This is a genomic window from Catenulispora yoronensis, from assembly GCF_039531695.1.
Classification (GTDB): domain Bacteria; phylum Actinomycetota; class Actinomycetes; order Streptomycetales; family Catenulisporaceae; genus Catenulispora; species Catenulispora yoronensis.
In genome coordinates, this window is the sequence record NZ_BAAAQN010000003.1 from 23778 (window position 1) to 40408 (window position 16631).

Here is a 16631-nt window from a genome sequence, read left to right on the forward strand (position 1 = left end):
TGGTCGCGGCGGTCGCGAAGCGCTTGGCGGCCGTGTTGACCGCGTCCGTGCCAACGCGACCGGTATCCGCGAACCGGCGGCCGCCGGCATCCCTCAGCCCGCTCATGTCTGGTCCCAGGAGAAGGTCACCGTGGCGTCGTTGAAGTCCTTGGCCCAGGCCCATCCCATGTTGGCCTGGACGATCGAATGCCAGTCCCCGCCGTTGGTCCACCAGTTGTCGCCGCTCCAGCTGTTGTTCCGGAACAGCCGCACGGTGCCCGTGGTGTTGTTCCCCACGCTGGAGATCGCGTTGGCGGCGCCGATGTCGGCCGCCCTGATCCGGGTGTTGGGATTGCCGCGCACCACCCACTGCACGCCCAGGAAATCCCGGTTGCTGAACAGGCAGAAGTAGCCGCGCGGCAGGATGTTGCGGGCGCCGTCGTGCAGCCTGGCGTACCGGGCCCGGTCGTTGAAGCCGCCGTCCGCCGAGGTGGTCCGGTACGGCCAGAACATCTGGTTCAGGCCGGTCTTGTTGGTCCACTCGTACAGCTCCAGCGTGTACATCGTGTTGTTGCCCACGTTGGATATGCAGCCGCCGGCGCCTATCGCGGTCAGGTCGTACTCCGCGTTCGCGGTGCCGGGCAGGATCCACTGCCGGCCCTGGGTCGGGCCGTCCTCGTACAAGCAGATGCCGCCGGACGGCGCGCCGTCGTGGAGCTTGACGATCGTGGTCCGGTCGTTGAGGTCGGACCGCACGTTCACGGTCTGCGAGGGATAGCAGTACTGCTGTGTGCCGCTGGGTCCCGGATCGGCGAACAGCTGAAGCGTGAAGCGTGTCAGGTTGCGGACGGAGGAGACCTTGTCGTTGGCGTCGATGTTCGCGTCCCGCAGGTCGAACTCGCCGATCGTGGCGCGGAACACGTACTGGCGCCCGCCCTGGTCGCCGTTCTCATAAAGGCAGTAGTAGCCCTGCGGGCAGTTGTCGTAGCACCGCACGAGCCGGGAGGCCTTGCTCAGGCCGGAGGAGACCTGGACGTCCTTGGCCGGATAGATCAGCTGGTAGCCGCCGGTGGCGTCGGTGTTCTGGAAGAGTTCCAACGTCTTCTGGGTCTTGTTGACCACCCGGGACACCTTGAGGTCGGCGCTGATGTCGACGAGGTTCTGCTCGATCCCCGAGGCTCCCCGGAACACCCACTGCATATCCGGACCGGTGCCGTAGAGGCAGAAGTAGCCGTCCGGGGCTCCGTTGTACAGCTTCGCGTAGGTGGCCTTGTCGTCGAACGCCGTGGTCATCGTGGTCGTTCGCCCGGGATAGCACATCTGGTAGAGCCCTGATGCGTCGGTGCTGCTCTGGAACAGCTCCAGGGTGTATTGGGTGGCGTTGCGGACCTCGGATATCCCGGTGGCGCCGACGTCGGCCGCCGTCAGGCTCCGCTCGCCCACCGTCCCGGGGAAGACCCACTGCCTTCCCGCCGCGCCGCGGGTTTCGTAGAGGCAGTAGTAGCCCGACGGCGGGCCGTTGTAGACCGTCGCCGAGTTGGCCAGCGCGGCGAGTCCGCTCGCCAAGTTCGCCGACTTCCCGGGATAGACCAGCTGGCTGGTGCCCGTCCCGGCGGCGTCCTTGAACACCTCCAGCGTTCGGCTCGTCCGGTTGTCGACGCAGGCCACTGCGTTGCCGGCGGCGATGGCCGCGTCGGTGAGGTTCACCCGCAACGCGGTGTCGCGGAAGACCCACTGCTTGCCGGTCTTGTTCGTGCCGGCATACAGGCAGTAGTAGTCGGCCGGCGCGCCGTCGTAGGGCTGGACCGCCTTCGCCTGGCGGTCCAGGCCCGCCACGGTGACGTTGGTGGCCAGGCCCGGGTAGAACAGCTGGCTGACCCCGGTCCCGTTGCTCTCCTTGAACAACTCCAGCGTGTGCGAGGTGTTGTTGAACACTGATGACACGGTGTTCGCCGCCGTGATCGCCGGATCGGTGAGAACCACGTTCTTGTTGGCGACCTCGGCGAACACCCACTGGCGTCCGGCCTTGTCCTTTCCTCCGTAGAGGCAGTAGTAGCCGGACGGGGGGCCGTTTCGTACGGTGACGGAGTTGGTGCGGTGATCGAGTGCGGTGGTCACTTCCGCGTAGGTCATGGGGTAGAACAGCTGACTGCTACCGGTCCCGTCGACCGCCGTGAACAGCTCCACGGTGTACTCGGTCCGGTTGTAGACCGACGACACCTGGTTCGCGGCGGCGATGGGCGTCAGGTCGGCGAGGTCGCCCGCCGCCGTCCACATCACCCACTGCTTGCCGCCCTGCCTCGGTCGCTCGTAGAGGCAGAACGCGCCCACCGGGACCTCGGTGTTGACCTTCACGGTGGCCAGCGCCTGGGACAGGCCGGTGGCCAGGGTGGCCGTGACGCCCGGGTAGACGACCTGCCGGGGGGTCAGGCCCGCCCCGAACGCTTCGAGGGTGTAGTTGGTCTTGTTGACCAGCGATTTCGCGGCGGCGGCGACGGTCTGCGCCACGGCGGGCACGCTGACGTCGTAGACGCCCAGCAGGTTGCCCTTGCCGTCGGTGTCGTCGAACAGGCCCCAGGAGCCGTCGGGGACCGTGGTCAGGAAGCGCACCGACGACGTCCGCCGGGTCAGCGCCTCGGACATGTTCACGGCCTGCTGCGCCGGGACGTACTGGTGCCCGCCGCTGTCGCCGAAGGCCACGTCGTCGTAGAGCGCGACGATGCCCGCCGTGCGGTTCCAGACCGAGGCGGTCCGGTTGTCGAAGCGCAGCGGCGCGAGGTCGGCCTCGTCGCGGCTCAGGACCAGCGCGCGACCGGTCGAGTAAGGACCCTCATACAGGGCGCACCGGCCCGGCGGCGGCGCCAGGACCCGGGCCGAGGACACCGGCAGGTGCGCGTCGATGAGGCGCTCCAAGGTGCCCTGGTCGTAGGCGATCGGGTCCGGGCCGGCCACCGCCGGATCGAGCTCCACGCACAGCCGCACGTCGGCGGGCCACGCGGCCGTGTCGCCCGGCAGCCGGGTGCCGCCGGAGTCGGTGACCACCAGCGACCAGCCGTAGACCACGCGCGCCTCGCGCAGCAGGCCCGCCGGGGTGCCGCGGTGCACGGACAGCCAACCGGCCAGGTCGATCGCCGCGCGCACGGCCCGCTCCGGCCACGACGGCTCGACCCGCGCCCGGCTCAGCCGCACCAGATACGGCAGCATCGCCGCGGGGGCCTGGAACGGCCGGAAGTTGTCGGCCATCGCGCTCAGGACTTGGTCCACCGGCGCGAGCATGCCGTCGACGGCGCCGGCGAACGCCTGGATCGTGGTGTCCTCGGCGTAGGCGGCGGGCAGGACGGTGCGGACTGGTGGAGGTGGCGCGGGCGGCCCGGCTGCCGGGTTCGGGAGCGGCTGACCGGAGGGCGGCGGCGTGGGCGCGGGGCCGTCGGTCGGACCAGAGCCGCCAGAGCCGCTAGAGCCGCTAGAGCCGCTAGAGCCGCTAGAGCCGCTAGAGCCGCCAGAGCCGCTAGAGCCGCTAGAGCCGCTAGAGCCGCTAGAGCCGCCAGAGCCGCCAGAGCTGCCAGAGCTGCCAGAGCTGCCAGTGCCGCCAGAGCTGCCAGTGCCGCCAGCACTGGCTGCCGCCGCCGGACCCGTCCCTCCCGAACCATCAGCGGACTGAGTATCCACGGTCATGTCTGCCCCTGCCCTCAGTTCGTCACGGAGATTGCCAGCGACTGCGTCGGCCCGAGCGCCACGGCGACGGATCGCGCACCGGTCACCGGCAGCACCGCGAACGGCTGCCCGGTGCCTGTGCCGCCGCCCCACGCGACGACCGTGCCGTCCGCGGTCAGCGCCGTCGAGCGGTCCGCGCCGGCGGCCACGGCCACCGCCGCCAGCCCGGTCGGCGCCGTCGCCGGCCCGCCGGCCCCCCAACCCACCACCGAGCCGTCCGCCTTCAGCGCCAGCGAGTGCGCGGCCCCGGCCGCCACGGCGATCGCCTTCAGCCCGGCCGGAACCGTGGTCTGGCCGCTGTCGTTCGCGCCCCAGGCCACCACCGAGCCGTCGGCCTTGAGCGCCAGCGAGTGCTGATCGCCCGCCGCGATCGCGGTCACGCCGGACAGCCCGGCCGGGACCGCGTTCGCGCCGCCCGCGCCGGTGCCCGCGCCCCAGGCCACGACCGTGCCGTCGGCCGCCAGCGCCAGCGAGTGCTTCACCCCGGCCGCGACCGCCGTCGCCGTCAGGCCGGCCGGGACCGCCGTCTGGCCGTCGTCGTTCGAGCCCCAGGCCGCGACCGTGCTGTCGGCGCCCAGCGCCAGCGAGTGCTTGGCCCCGGCCGCGACGGCGCGCGCCGTCAGCCCCGGCGGGACCGAGATCTGGCCGTTGTCGTTCGCGCCCCAGGCCACCACCGAGCCGTCCGCCTTCACCGCCAGCGAGTGGTTCGCGCCCGCCGCGAGCGCCACCGCGTCGGTCAGGCCGGACGGGATGTCGGCCAGCGGGGAGGTGGCCGTGCCCCAGGCGAAGACCGATCCGGGCGGCCGGCGCTGTGCCGAGGCCGCGGTGCCGGCCAGCGGGGCGCGTACGGCCGCCCTGGTCCCCGGCGGCACCGGTTGCAGGCCGGCGGACCCGGACATGAAGCCGGGCTGCGCGAACAGCGCGATCGTGTCCGTGGTCTGATTCACCACCGACCCGACCGAGTCGCCGGGGCCCAGGATGCCGCCGAGGTTCGGGACGCCGGCGTCGAACACCCACTGCTTGCCGCCGAAGGCCGCGTCCCCGTAGAGGCAGTACTGGCCGGCGCGCGGCCCGTCCAGCAAGGTCACCCAGCGCAGCTTGTTGTCGAGGTCGGCGGTGACGTCGCCGACCGCCCCGGCCGCCCCCGGTTGGAACAGCTGCCCGGGGCCGGTCTGGGCGGCGTCCTGGCGCAGGTCCACCGTGCGCGCGGTCCGGTTGACCACCGACGACACACTCTTCCCGGCGCCGATCCCGGCCTGCGCCAGGTCGATCGGCCGGTCGGCGCTCCAGAAGATCCACTGCTTGCCGGTCTGCCCGGCGTGCTCCGACAGCGCGAACGCGCCGTCCGGGACCGAGGTGTACACGGTCGCGGAGCTCAGCTTCTGGTTCGTGCCGAAGACCAGGTTCGCCGTCGTGCCCGGGTAGACGGTCTTGGTCGCCATGTTCTTCGTCGGCTGCGAGAACGCCTGAAGCGTCCAGGACGTCGCGTTCACCAGCGACTGCGCGCTCGCGCCGATCCCGGTGTCCAGCCCCGCGGTGTCGCCGGCGAACAGCGCCAGCAGCTTGCCGCGGCCGTCGGCGGCGTCGAACAGGCCCCACATGCCCTGCGGCACCCGGTCGTACTTGTCCTGGTCGGACGTCACGAACGAGATGTTGGCCGCCTGGAGCGCCGGCAGGCCGTGCGGGAGCGGCGCGAGCCGGGTCGTGGCGTAGCCGGCCTGGTCGGTGACGGTGAGCTCGACGACGTCGATGGTCTCCGGCAGCGCCGCCAGCACGCCGTACGCGTCGCCGGCGTGGATCGGCCGGCCGAACGGCCACCCCGTGCCGTCCGGCCCGCCGAGCGTCGGATGGAAGAACGCGAACAGCGCCTCCGCCGCCGCGGTCCGGCCCCGCACCGCCGCCGGACTGTCGCCGCTGGACCAGGACCGGACGGTCGCCGTCACGCTGAACCGGGTCCAGTCCGGCTCGGTGACCCGGACCCGGGCGCACAGCAGCCGCGCGGCCTCCACCTGCGCGGCCACCGCCTTCGCGGTATCAGGGCCCAGACGCAGATCCGCCTCGGTGAGCTTCGCCCGGGGATTCCCGGACGGCGTCGGGACCACGGTGACCTGGAGGCTGCCGTTGTCCGCCGGATCGATCGGCTTGCCCGGGACCGGCGTCGGCGGGACCGGCGCGGTGAGGACCCGGGCCAGCGCCGGGATCTGCCGGGTCAGCAGCTGTGCGTAGTCCTCGGCGGTGACGGCCCGCTGCAACGGCACCAGATCGGCGACCGTGCGCGCCACCGCGTCCGCCACCGACTCGGCGTCCGCGCCGCCGGCCGCGGCCTTCGCGGCGGACACCGCGACGGTGTCGGCGTGGGCCCAGGTCAGCGGCGTCCGGGCCGGGATGTTGCCGAGCATGCCCTGGCTGGTCCGGTAGTCGACGACGATCCGCGCCCCGGCGACCGGTACGGCGCCGTGGTTCTGCGCCCCGGAGGCATAAGGGGTGCGCGGGCCGAAGACCACCTCGCGTGAGGTCGCGTCCCAGACGAAACAGGAGTCTGATCCGGTCGTGCCGGCGAACGTCGAGACCTGCTGCCAGACCGCCGCGGAGCCGTCCGGGCTGACCACTGTCAGCGTCAGCCGCGCGGTACGGTCGCCGTCGGGGCCGGCCTCCGTCAACGGCACCCGGGAGGGCGCCAGTCGCAGCGCGGGCGAACCGGTCGCGGGCCCGAGGTCCTCGTGGACACTCAGGACATTGACGGCGTCGACGGTGCCGCTGCTCTTGTCCGCCGGGATGGTCAGGTCGGCCACGGTGCGGAACGCGACGGCCGGTCCGGGCCCGCCGGGCCGGGTGGTCACCTCGGTGTCGGCGGGGACGGTCCGGTCCGGGCTCGCGGCGTCGGCCAGAGTGAACGTCAAGGTGACCCGGGCCCCGGCCGGCGGGCTCGGGACCACCCCGGCCAGCCGCAGCAACGCCGCCCGGACCGGATCGGGCACCTGGTCGGTGCGGTACCCGAGCTGGTCCACGCGCGCCGCGCAGGCCTCGATGAGCGTGATGCCGGGGTCCGAGACGTTGTGGTCGGTCCAGGCCGGGACCCGCTGCGGAAGATAGCGCTTGGCGGCGTCGACCAGGTCCTGGAACCGCAGATCGTCCAGATACGGCACGCGCAGGTCGGTCATTGAGCTGCTCCCCCCGAGGCGTTCGCGGGCTCGCCGGGCAGTGTGTAGAAGGGGAAGACGAGGTTGCGCGGGCTGTTGGTGGCCCGGATCGTGTACTGCACGTCGATGTAGAGCAGCCCCTGGGTGAGGTCGTCCGCGGTCACCTCGACGAGGTCCACGACGATCCGCGGCTCCCAGCGGTCCAGCGCCGTCTGCACGGCGTCGGCCAGGCGGCCGGCGGTGGCGGCGTCGGCCGGGGCGAAGACCAGGGCGTGCACCCCGCAGCCGAAGTCCGGGCGCATCGGGCGCTCGCCGGGCGCGGTGGTCAGGATCAGCTCGATCGAGCGCTCGATGTCGGGGGTGCCGCCGATCAGGGCGATGGTGCCGTCGGCGGCGACGGCCGCCGGGTAGGCCCAGCCGCGGCCGACGAGGGCGTCGGTGCTGGTGCTGGTGCTGGCGCTGGTGGCGGCGCTGGTGGCGGCGGCGCTGGTGCCGGCGCCGCTGATGGTACCGGGGCCGGTACCGATGAGGTCGCCGCTCATCAGGCACCACCGCGCTTCACATCGACCTTGAGGGAACTGATGGCGACGCTCTGCTTGCCAGTGATGGAGACCTCCGACGTGGCGTCCAGCTTGATGGTCTTCGCGCTCAGGGTGATCTCGTCCGCGGTCAGCGTGAGCTTGTTGCCGTTGCGGGCCAGCTCGACAGTGATCCCGCCGTTCCCCGTGGCCAGCACAACCCCGGCCGACTCTTTCTCGTCGCGCAGCTCGATGCGGTCGCCGCCCCGGGAAGCCAGGGATCTGCGATTGACCTTGCCGTCGTCGGACACCAGCGCCGTCTCGTTCGCGGTGGGCTTGTCCTTCCCGTTGTACAGACCGCCCAGCACGTAGGGCCGGTCCAGCCGGCCCTGTTCGAAGCCCACGAGCACCTCGTCTCCCGTGCTGGGGCTGATCACCCCGCCGCCGTCGACGCCGCCCCACTGCACGGTGCGGGCCCAATCGGAGGTGTACTTGTCGTCGAGCCACGGGAAGCGGAGCTTCACCGCGCCGGACTGTCGGCCCTCCGGCTCCTTCACGTCCACGACGAGGGCGACAGCCAGGCCCGGCATCGCGTATGCGGAGGGCTGCGCGACGGCTGCGCCCGGTTCGCCGCGTCCGGTGGCCACCGAGACCGTGGTGCGGTATCCGTCCTCTGCGAAGTGGTGATGGACGCCGGTGACGGTGTACCGGCCGGTGAACGGCGAGCCGACGCCGTCCAGTGTCACCGGCGCGCCGACGGTCAGGTACGGCGAACCCGAGGCGGTGGCCTCCAGTTGGGCGAAATCCGCTGCCGCGGCCTCGGCGAAGGCGCGTGCCGCCGGTGCCAGATGCTCCTGGAGCGCGAACCCGGTCCCGGCCACCTCGGTGACGACGTCGCCCTTCCAGGCCCGCGCCAGATCGGCCACCTTGACGCCGACCGCCACCTGAGGGCTGTCGGTCAGGCCGGTCGGCTCCACGAGCGCCTGCTTGGCCTCGCTGTTCCAGCCCCGGACCTGGACGGTCCGCACCGGGCCCAGATCCTCCACCGACGTGTCCAGCGCCAGCAGGTTGTCGCCGTAGCGGAGCACGTAGGGATTGCGATCAGAGTCCTGACCCGGACTCGGCGCCCGGCCCGCCGGTGCCGCCTCCCGCAGCGACAGGCGCTCGTCCTGGACCGTGAGTGCCGCGCCGTGCAGCCCGGCGAGCGTCCGCAGGAACTCCCAATCGGTGATGTTCGGCTGCACCAGGCGGCGGTACACGGTGTCGCCCTGGTGCACCTGGTCGACGGTCAGCTTGCCGTGCCGCGCGACCTTCGTCACGACCTCGCGCAGCGTCAGCCCCTCCCAGACGTCCAGCCGGCGCCCGCGGGTCAGTCGGTGACCCAGATCCTGGGCCCGGACCACGGTGAAGGTCCCGTCGTCGTTGTCGTATTCGCACGCCACGCGCGTCACCTCGCCGGAGAAGATCTGCACCTTGCCCGGTTCGGCCGTGGTCGCCGCCCAGATCCGCAGCGGGGCGCCGATGCCGGTCCGGGTGCCGGCCAGCATCCGGTGCCCCGGATCGCGGAACCGCAGCTCGGCCACCGCCGGGCGGCCCTCCTCGGCGTCGACGTGGGTCTCGACCAGCCAGTCCTGCCACACGGCGGGCAGCGGCTGGTTGTTGGTGGCCACCACCGGGGCGTTGGCGAAGGCGCGGGTCGTCATGCCGGCCCCGGGGTGGTCGGCAGGTTGGTCGCCGGGTTGATCGCCGGGTTGCTGGCCGGGTCGAACACCGGGTCGGCCGGCGGGGGGACGATCAGGACCGTCCCCGGCGGGACCCGCTCGGGGTCCGCGATGTTGTTGGCCGCGGCGATCGCCCGCCAGCCGGTCGCGTCCCCGTACCGCTGCCAGGCCACCGACGCCAGGCTGTCGCCGGCCTGCATCAGGTGCACCACCTGCACGTCCGGCGAGCCGGAGGTCGGGTTCTGCTTCGCGGTGGACCCGCCGATCTCCTCCAGCACCACCGAGCACGTCGCGCGCCGCGGAGCGCCGTCGCCGCCGAACATGGTGTAGTTCGCCTGCACCGACGTGAGGCAGGCGTTGAACGAGGTGCTGCGGCCCCGGCCCCACTCCAGCCGCACCCACGGCGGCGAGGGCCGGTCGGCGCGCACGCTGCCGCCGGTCGGGACGCAGCACCCGAGCAGCGTCTCGACCTGCTGCTCGACGGTGTTGCGCAGGCTCAGCGTGGCGTCCAGGAACAGCTCGACCGACAGCACCCGGGGCGTGGCCCCGCGGAACTCCGGCATGGCCGCCGCGGCCGCCCGGTTGGCCGGACTGCGGTGCCAGGTCGCCGACTTCGACAGGCTGATCCGCTCCGGGTTGAACTGCAACGGGATCCGCTGCCGCACCGCGCCGGGCTGGTTGGCGGTGGTCGACGGCGGCTCGAACAGCACCAGGACGGCGCGGGTGAGACCGAGGGCGGGTGGGGACGGCATCGCCAGAGCTCCTTTTCAGCCGGCCACGAGGAACCCGTGGTGGGCCAGTTCCAACGTCTCCATCGCCGCCTGCGACGACTCGGCCGTGAACGACGGCCCGGTCCAGCGCACCGGCACCACCCGGTCCAGGTCCCACCGCACGATCGGACTGTGGTCCGGCGCCAGCGCCACGATCCGCCCGGTCACCGGCACCGGCAGCAGCACCTGCGCCTGCACCCACTGCCACGCCGCGACGGCGGAGGCGGTCAGCGGCCGGGTCAGCACGATGTGCGAGTACCGCAGCCGCGACGGCAGGATCCACGGATGGGAGTCCAGCCCGCCCTCCCAGTGCTCCTCGACCTCCACCTCGCAGGCCAGCCCGTCGCAGGTGGTGAAGGAGCCCAGGTCGACGGCGCCGATCGTCACCCGGAACCGGACGCTGGTGGCGAAGGGTTGCTCAGACACGGTGCGGGGCTCCTTGCGGGTGGGGCGGACTGAGTCGGGCGAGCGGAGTGCGGGGGCCGGTCATCGGGGCAGCTCCAGGCGGCGTCCGTCGCGGGACCAGGGCCGTTTGCGGGGCGGCCGGACCCAGCGTTCGACGACGGGTTCCAGGGCGCGGGCGAGTTCGGCGCCGTGGTGGCGGGCGAGCTCGCCGGCCACGGATGCGGCGTCGGGTGGTTTGGGGGTGGGGGTCGGACTGGGCGTGAGTGTCGGCGCCGGTGTTGGCGGGATGGCCGATGCTGTGCGGCTCGACCGGGTAGCAGAGGGTTGTGACAGCGGTGAAGCCGTGCGAGGTGGGTCGCGATGCGGAGCAGGGGTCTGCGATGGTGGCGCGGAAGTGGCGCTGTGTACCACGGGAAGCGTGGGTGCCGGCGTGGGAGCGGGCCGAAGCGGGGGCGGAGACGCTGCTGGCTGGGCAGCCGACCTGGCGGGTGTGACAGTGGCGAGCGGCAGGTTCACAACCGGCCTCCTGAGACCCGGTTCCGGGTGATCCGCATGTGCTGGCATACGCACCGGCGGTGTCGGAGGGGGAGTGGGAAGCGGGGGCGGTGGAGCCGGGGTCGTTGTCGTGCGCTGCTCGGCCTGGACTGGCTCAATATGTTGCGACACAGTCCGGACCGGCACCGCTGCTACCGGACGCCCCATACCTGGCCTCGTCGGCGGCAGTGGTGGGGCCACGCGAGGTGCCACTACTGGCGCGGGGTCGGCGGCGATCGTCTGCCGGACCGGATCAGGACCTTTCTTTGCCGTGGGCGGAGGCGCGATCTCAGGAAGCATCACTCGTTCCACAACCGGCCGCGCATCCACCACGCTCCTGGCCCCGGCCTCTGCTTGAGCGCCGGCGGTGCGCCGACGAGTCCAAGCCGCCCCCACCACCGGCGTTACGCACACCCACTCGCTTACCGGCCGCGACGTCACCAGCAACGCAGGCCGCTGCCAAGCCGCCAGCCGATCGCGGAATCCCAGCGGATCACTCACTGGGACGGTCGCGCCAAGCGTCCTCCGCAACGGCGGCACAGAGCGCCAGCCCGGTTCAGCGTCCGCTGGCCCGGCCTGTCTGACCTGCCCAGCCTGCCCGGCCTGCCCGATCTGCTCACCCCGCTCACCCCGCTCACCCCGCCCGATCCCCTCCCCAGGCGCCGAGGCCCCCGCCACCCGCTCCGCCACGTGCCCCTCACCCGCCTTGGTTGATTCGGATGTTGATGCGCCCGACCTCGGCGACGTACCGCGCCCGGTCCCGGTGCGGCAGGTCCAACAGGGCGTCCGGCGGCCAGTGGAAGTGGTAGGCGAGGTAGGAGATCTCCTCGTACAACCGGCCGGCCGGCCGGATCAGGATTCCCCCAGGCGGTCACCCGCTCCGCGGCCTTCGGGATCCACGTCGTTGATGCGTTCGTAGAACGCCTGGAGGTAGGCGACGTCGGCGGCGAAGAACTGCTCGACCAGGCCGGCGTGCAGGTCCTCCAGGTCGCCCAGGCGGGTGATGACCAGGCTGAGCAGCACCACGCCCAGGTAGGCGGGGTTCTCCTGGACCCGGCGGTCGATCAGCGGGGCGAGTTCGTCGCGGGCGGTGGCCAGCCGCATGGTGCCGCGGCGGTGGACCTTGCCGGCGGGGTCGACGTAGCCCAGGGGGAGTTCGAACTCGTACTCGGTGCGCAGCTGGGCGTGCCGCTCGGCCGCGGTCGTCATCACTCGACCGTGATGTCTTCGTAGTCGATGGTCACCTGCTCGGTCGCCGGGCCGGCGCCCGCCGCCTGCAGCGAGGGGCCCTCCCAGCGAGTGGCGAAGGCGTTGGTCAGGCGGACCCGGCGGACCACCGTGCGCTTGGCGTCCATCAGAGACACCGTCACGTCCTGGCGGGCGCCGTCGAGGTCCTTGTCGACCAGGGTGGCCCGGATCCAGTCGGTGAACGCGGTGCTCTTGTCCAGGCCCCGGGTGACGGTGATCTGCCCGCTCTTGCGGGCCCCGGGCTGCTTGCGGATCAGCAGCTCGCCGGTGGGGCCGACCTGCCGGACCTCCACCACGTCCTGCTCCCACACCAGACCGCTGACGTCCTGGACCGTCTCGACCTGGAACTTGCCCAGGTCGATGGCGTACAGGTGGGTCGAGAGCGTGTTGCCGGTTGCCATGCGTGCCCGCCTCAGGAGTAGGTCTGCGTGATACGGAAGGTGACGAACTCGGCCGGCCGCGCCGGGGCGACCCCGATGTCGCAGACCAGGTTGCCCTGCGCCACCGACGCCGCGGTGTTGTTCCGCTCGTCGCAGATGACGTAGAACGACTGCGCCGCCGTCGCCCCGACCAGCGCGCCGAGCCGCCACTGGTCGGTCAGGAAGCTGCTCACGCTGCCCGCCACCCGGGCCTGGAGCAGCGCGTTGTTCGGCTCGAAGACCGCCCAGCGGGTGGACTGCCGGATCGAGTCGCTGAGGAAGTTGATGTACCGGCGGACGTTGACGTACTTGAAGTCCAGCTCGTTCGAGTTCCGGGCGGCCAGCGTCCGCGCGCCCCAGACCAGCGTGCCCTGCCCGGGGAAGGTGCGCAGGCAGTTCACGCCCTTGTCGTTCAGCGGCGCCTGGAGCGCGTCGGTGAGCGTCACCTGCAACCCCTGGATCCCTTGCAGCGCCACGTTCGCGGGCGCCTTGTACACGCCGCGGTCGGTGTCGGTGCGCGCCCAGGCGCCGGCCACGTGCCCGCTCGGCGGGATCGCCCGCGGCTGCGTGAGGCTGGTGTAGACGCTGGCCGCGGTCACCCACGGGTAGTAGACCACTGCGAAGGTCGCGAGCTCCCCGGACATCGCCAGCGCGTCCGCGACGTCGCCGGCGCCCAGCACCGACTTCGCGACGTCGCCCTGCGCCGGCGTGCCGACCGGCAGGTCGAGCACGGCCACCCGGTTCCCCATCGTCTTGCAGTGAGCGGCCACCTTCTGTTGCTCGGTCGGCCAGTTCGCCGGCGCGATGCCGGTGACGTCCGACAACCCCGGGACGGCCACGATCGTGACGTCGGTCCGCGCCTCCAGCGCGGTCAGCGCCGCGTCGAGCGTGGTCTCGGCCGGGGCCAGCCGCACCACGTAGCAGGGGCCGCCGCCGTTGGCGAACCAGCCGTAGACGGCGTCGGCCATCAGCGGGGGCGCGGGCGGGGCGGCGGGGGTGGAGGCGGGGGTGGATGAGCTGGAGCTGGAGCTGCCGGAAGTGGTACTGCCGGAAGTGGAACTGCCCGAAGTGGAGGTGCCAGAAGTGGAGCTGCTCGAAGGTGAACTGCTGGACGTGGAGCTCGCGGCGGAAGCGGGCGGCGCGACGAACTTGGTCAGGTAGTCCGACCAGTTCGACACCAGGATCGGCGTGTCGACCGGCTGGCTTTCGAGATCCGCCGTTCCCAGGAACGCCGCGACCGAAGTACCCGCCGCCGAGACGACACGCATCCCGCTGGCAACGGTCTGCACATAGACACCAGGGGCCAAGGCCGCCATGGACGACTCCTTACGGTGAAGAGAGTTCCTGCCCCAAGCCTGCGGCCCGCCCCGCTGCCGCACCACGCACCAACGGCGGCCGGTGGAGGCGGCGGACCCGCCCCTTCGGGCAGCGATGAGCCGGTCCGCGAGGTGCGGGGCTCCGGTCATTCGGGCGGTATGGCGAAGGCTTATGCGCGCCGCTTCGAGTCAGGGCCCGGCTTGGTCCGCTGGGGCTGGGGCTATTGGCGCGGCCGGCCGGTCCGAACGGGCAGCCCGCTTGGCGGCCGAAGCAGATGGCGGCGCCGGCCTGTGGCAAAGTGCGCGCAGCACGACCGATGAATGACCGACAAACACGGCCCTCAGGTCTTCGCGGCCGATCGGTAGCAAAGTGCGCGCAGCACGGCCGACAAACACGGCCCTCAGGTCTTCGCGGCCGATCGGTAGCAAAGTGCGCGCAGCACGGCCGACAAACACGGCCCTCAGGTCTTCGCGGCCGATCGGTAGCAAAGTGCGCGCAGCCGGACCGGGCCGACAGCCGTCCGGCTATTCCTCTTCTTGATCCGCGATTTCTTCCGACCCCGTCAGCTGATCGTCCAGTCCCGCTTCACCCTTCGGCGGCCGCCCGCGCCGAGGCAGCTGCCCGACGTCCGCCGGCAGCCGGCCGGCCTGGGCCAAAGACTGGCGCAGGAGGTACTCGATCTGTGCGGTGGTGCTGCGCAGCTCCGCGCCGGCCCAGCGGGCCAGCGCGTCGTGGACCGCCGGGTCCAGGCGCAACAGGATCTGCTTCCGCTGGCTCATGGAGGTTCCGGCTCGTCCTTACCTGTTAGTGCCTGCTTACTGATACAGCGTCCCGGCGTTGATCACCGGCTGGGTGGCCTGCTCGCTGCACAGGACCACCAGCAGGTTGCTGACCATCGACGCCTTGCGCTCGTCGTCGAGGTCGACGATGTTCTCCGCGCTGAGGGCGTCCAGTGCCGAACGCACCATACCGACGGCGCCCTGCACCAGGCGCTGCCGGGCGGCGATGACCGCGTCGGCCTGCTGGCGGCGCAGCATGGTCTGGGCGATCTCCGGTGCGTAGGACAGGCGGGTGATGCGCGACTCGATGACGCGGATGCCCGCCAGCGTCACCCGCTCGGTGATCTCCGCCGACATGCGGGCGGTGATCTCGTCGGCGTGCTGGCGCAGCGAGATCTGGCCCTCTTGGTGGGCGTCGTAGGGATAGCTGGTGGCGATGTGCCGGACCGCGGTCTCGGCCTGGATGGCGAGGAACTCCGCGAAGTCGTCGACCGCGTAGACGGCCTTGGCGGTGTCCCGCACCTGCCACACCACGACCGCCGCGATCTCGATCGGGTTCCCGTCCGCGTCGTTGACCTTCAACGTGGTCGTCTCGTCGTTGATCACCCGGGTGGAGATCGTGCGCTTCGACGTGAACGGGATCACCCACCGCAGCCCCGTGGTCCGCACCGTCCCGATGTACCGCCCGGCCAGCGTGACGACCCGCGCCTGCCCCGGCGACACCGGCGTCAGCCCGATCAGCAGCACGAAGCCCGCCAGCCCCGGGGCCACGGCCACGATCCGCGTCCGGTCGGTGGTCAGCGCCGCCGTGACCCCGGCGAGGACGAGGAGCAGCAGGCCCGCCACGAGTGCGCCCCAGCCGGAGACGTCCCGGGCCGGGATCTCGACGATCGACGGTTCGGGCGTCTCGGATATCTCCGCCTCCGACAGCGGTTCGTGTCGGCCTGGGTCTGTTGTCATCGCACGCCCTCTCAGCACCCCGTAAAGCTTCTATCAAAGTGATATCACTTTTTGGCGGGGCCGACCAGAGGGCTGATACGCGGCCTCAGCCGCCGCAGCCCGCCACCACACCTCCACACCACCACAACCTCACAACAACCGCAGCGCCGCCTCCGACGCCGTCCCCGGCTCGGCGGTGTAAGCGATCAGATGCTGACCCTCGGTGCCGGGGATGAGCAGGTTCTCGAAGTGCAGGTCGATCGGGCCGACGCCGGGGTGGCGCATGTGCTTCACGCCGGAGGTGCAGGTGCGTACCGGGTGGGCGGCCCAGAGGGCGGCGAACTCGTCGCTGTTCATGCTGAGGCGGCCGACGAGTTCGGCGAGGGCGCGGTCGTCGGAGTGGCGGCCGGCGACCAGGCGGAGGGCGGCCACGGCGAGGTGGGCCTGGTCGTGCCAGTTGGTGTACAGGTTCTGATACTGCTCGTCGAGGAACAGCATGCGGACCATGTTGGGGCGGGTCGCGGGGTGGTCGGGGCTGTCGGCCGGGAGGTGGGCGGCGAGCAGGGCGTGGCCCAGGCGGTTCCAGGCGAGGACGTCGTTGCGGCGGTCCAGGACCAGGGCCGGCACCTCGGTCATGGCTTGCAGCAGTTGCCGGGCGGAGGTGCTGATCGCGGTCGCCGGGGGAGTGGCGGGGCGGCGGGACGGCGCGGGCGCGGGGCGGGCGAGGTCCTTCAGGTGCGCCGTCTCGTCCTCGGTGAGGCGCAGGGTGCGCGCGATCGCGTCCAGCAGGCCGTCGGAGACGCTGGTGGCGCGGCCCTGCTCCAGGCGCGTGTAGTGGGTGATGCTCACGTTCGCCAGCATCGCGAGCTCCTCGCGGCGCAGACCGGTGACGCGACGGCGGGTCGGGTGCGGGGTGATGCCGACTTCCTTGGGACGCAGGGCGGCGCGGCGGGACTTCAGGAAGGCGCCCAGCTCGGACGAGTCGTTCATGGATCACTCCGGATCGGCGTGTCGCGGCGGTTCTCTTGCGGAGAGCTCAGTGACTTTCCATCATGCCCGCCGGTCGGCGCGGACTGAAGCCGTGAGGGTGGTGCTGTGATGACTACCCTCGCGGAGGCTGCGCAGGACGGGGTTCTGGCTGGGATCCC

The 16631-nt window shown here is 71.8% G+C and carries 14 protein-coding genes; all 14 read right to left on the reverse strand.

Annotation, left to right across the window (positions count from 1 at the left end; translation table 11 throughout):
- Nucleotides 1–102 precede the first annotated feature (102 nt).
- Nucleotides 103–3243, reverse strand: a complete 3141-nt coding sequence (locus ABD481_RS03070; RefSeq protein WP_344663940.1) for a peptidase inhibitor family I36 protein — start codon at nucleotides 3241–3243, stop codon at nucleotides 103–105.
- A 425-nt stretch (nucleotides 3244–3668) separates the two neighbouring features.
- Nucleotides 3669–6854 (reverse strand): peptidase inhibitor family I36 protein, encoded by a 3186-nt coding sequence (locus ABD481_RS03075; protein WP_344663941.1) that lies wholly within the window; start codon nucleotides 6852–6854, stop codon nucleotides 3669–3671.
- Nucleotides 6851–7375 carry a GPW/gp25 family protein gene (locus ABD481_RS03080; RefSeq protein ID WP_344663942.1) on the reverse strand — a complete coding sequence of 175 codons (525 nt, stop codon included), beginning with the start codon at nucleotides 7373–7375 and terminating at the stop codon, nucleotides 6851–6853. The genes ABD481_RS03075 and ABD481_RS03080 overlap by 4 nt, the downstream gene beginning before the upstream one ends.
- A complete protein-coding gene (locus tag ABD481_RS03085; protein WP_344663943.1) occupies nucleotides 7375–9054 on the reverse strand; it encodes a VgrG-related protein in 1680 nt (559 codons plus the stop codon). Before ABD481_RS03085 ends, ABD481_RS03080 begins: the two co-directional genes overlap by 1 nt.
- Complete coding sequence (locus tag ABD481_RS03090) at nucleotides 9051–9824, reverse strand: CIS tube protein (protein WP_344663944.1); 774 nt, start codon at nucleotides 9822–9824, stop codon at nucleotides 9051–9053. The genes ABD481_RS03085 and ABD481_RS03090 overlap by 4 nt, the downstream gene beginning before the upstream one ends.
- 15 nt (nucleotides 9825–9839) lie before the next feature.
- Nucleotides 9840–10268, reverse strand: coding sequence for a phage tail protein (locus ABD481_RS03095; RefSeq protein WP_344663945.1), 429 nt, complete (start codon nucleotides 10266–10268; stop codon nucleotides 9840–9842).
- A gap of 60 nt (nucleotides 10269–10328) precedes the next feature.
- Nucleotides 10329–10463 (reverse strand): hypothetical protein, encoded by a 135-nt coding sequence (locus ABD481_RS03100; RefSeq protein WP_344663946.1) that lies wholly within the window; start codon nucleotides 10461–10463, stop codon nucleotides 10329–10331.
- A 1015-nt stretch (nucleotides 10464–11478) separates the two neighbouring features.
- Nucleotides 11479–11616 carry a DUF6760 family protein gene (locus tag ABD481_RS03105; RefSeq protein ID WP_425559100.1) on the reverse strand — a complete coding sequence of 46 codons (138 nt, stop codon included), beginning with the start codon at nucleotides 11614–11616 and terminating at the stop codon, nucleotides 11479–11481.
- A gap of 17 nt (nucleotides 11617–11633) precedes the next feature.
- Nucleotides 11634–12077 (reverse strand): hypothetical protein, encoded by a 444-nt coding sequence (locus ABD481_RS47320; protein ID WP_425559106.1) that lies wholly within the window; start codon nucleotides 12075–12077, stop codon nucleotides 11634–11636.
- Entirely contained in the window at nucleotides 11990–12430 is a 441-nt protein-coding gene (locus ABD481_RS03115; protein ID WP_344663947.1) for a phage tail protein, read from the reverse strand. The genes ABD481_RS47320 and ABD481_RS03115 overlap by 88 nt, the downstream gene beginning before the upstream one ends.
- 11 nt (nucleotides 12431–12441) lie before the next feature.
- On the reverse strand, nucleotides 12442–13764 hold the full coding sequence (locus ABD481_RS03120) for a phage tail sheath family protein (protein ID WP_344663948.1): 1323 nt from the start codon (nucleotides 13762–13764) through the stop codon (nucleotides 12442–12444).
- Nucleotides 13765–14289: 525 nt separating this feature from the next.
- Nucleotides 14290–14544 carry a type II toxin-antitoxin system antitoxin gene (locus ABD481_RS03125; RefSeq protein ID WP_344663949.1) on the reverse strand — a complete coding sequence of 85 codons (255 nt, stop codon included), beginning with the start codon at nucleotides 14542–14544 and terminating at the stop codon, nucleotides 14290–14292.
- Nucleotides 14545–14580: 36 nt separating this feature from the next.
- Entirely contained in the window at nucleotides 14581–15504 is a 924-nt protein-coding gene (locus ABD481_RS03130; protein WP_344663950.1) for an SPFH domain-containing protein, read from the reverse strand.
- Nucleotides 15505–15633: 129 nt separating this feature from the next.
- A complete protein-coding gene (locus tag ABD481_RS03135) occupies nucleotides 15634–16473 on the reverse strand; it encodes a helix-turn-helix transcriptional regulator (protein WP_344663951.1) in 840 nt (279 codons plus the stop codon).
- Nucleotides 16474–16631: the final 158 nt, after the last annotated feature.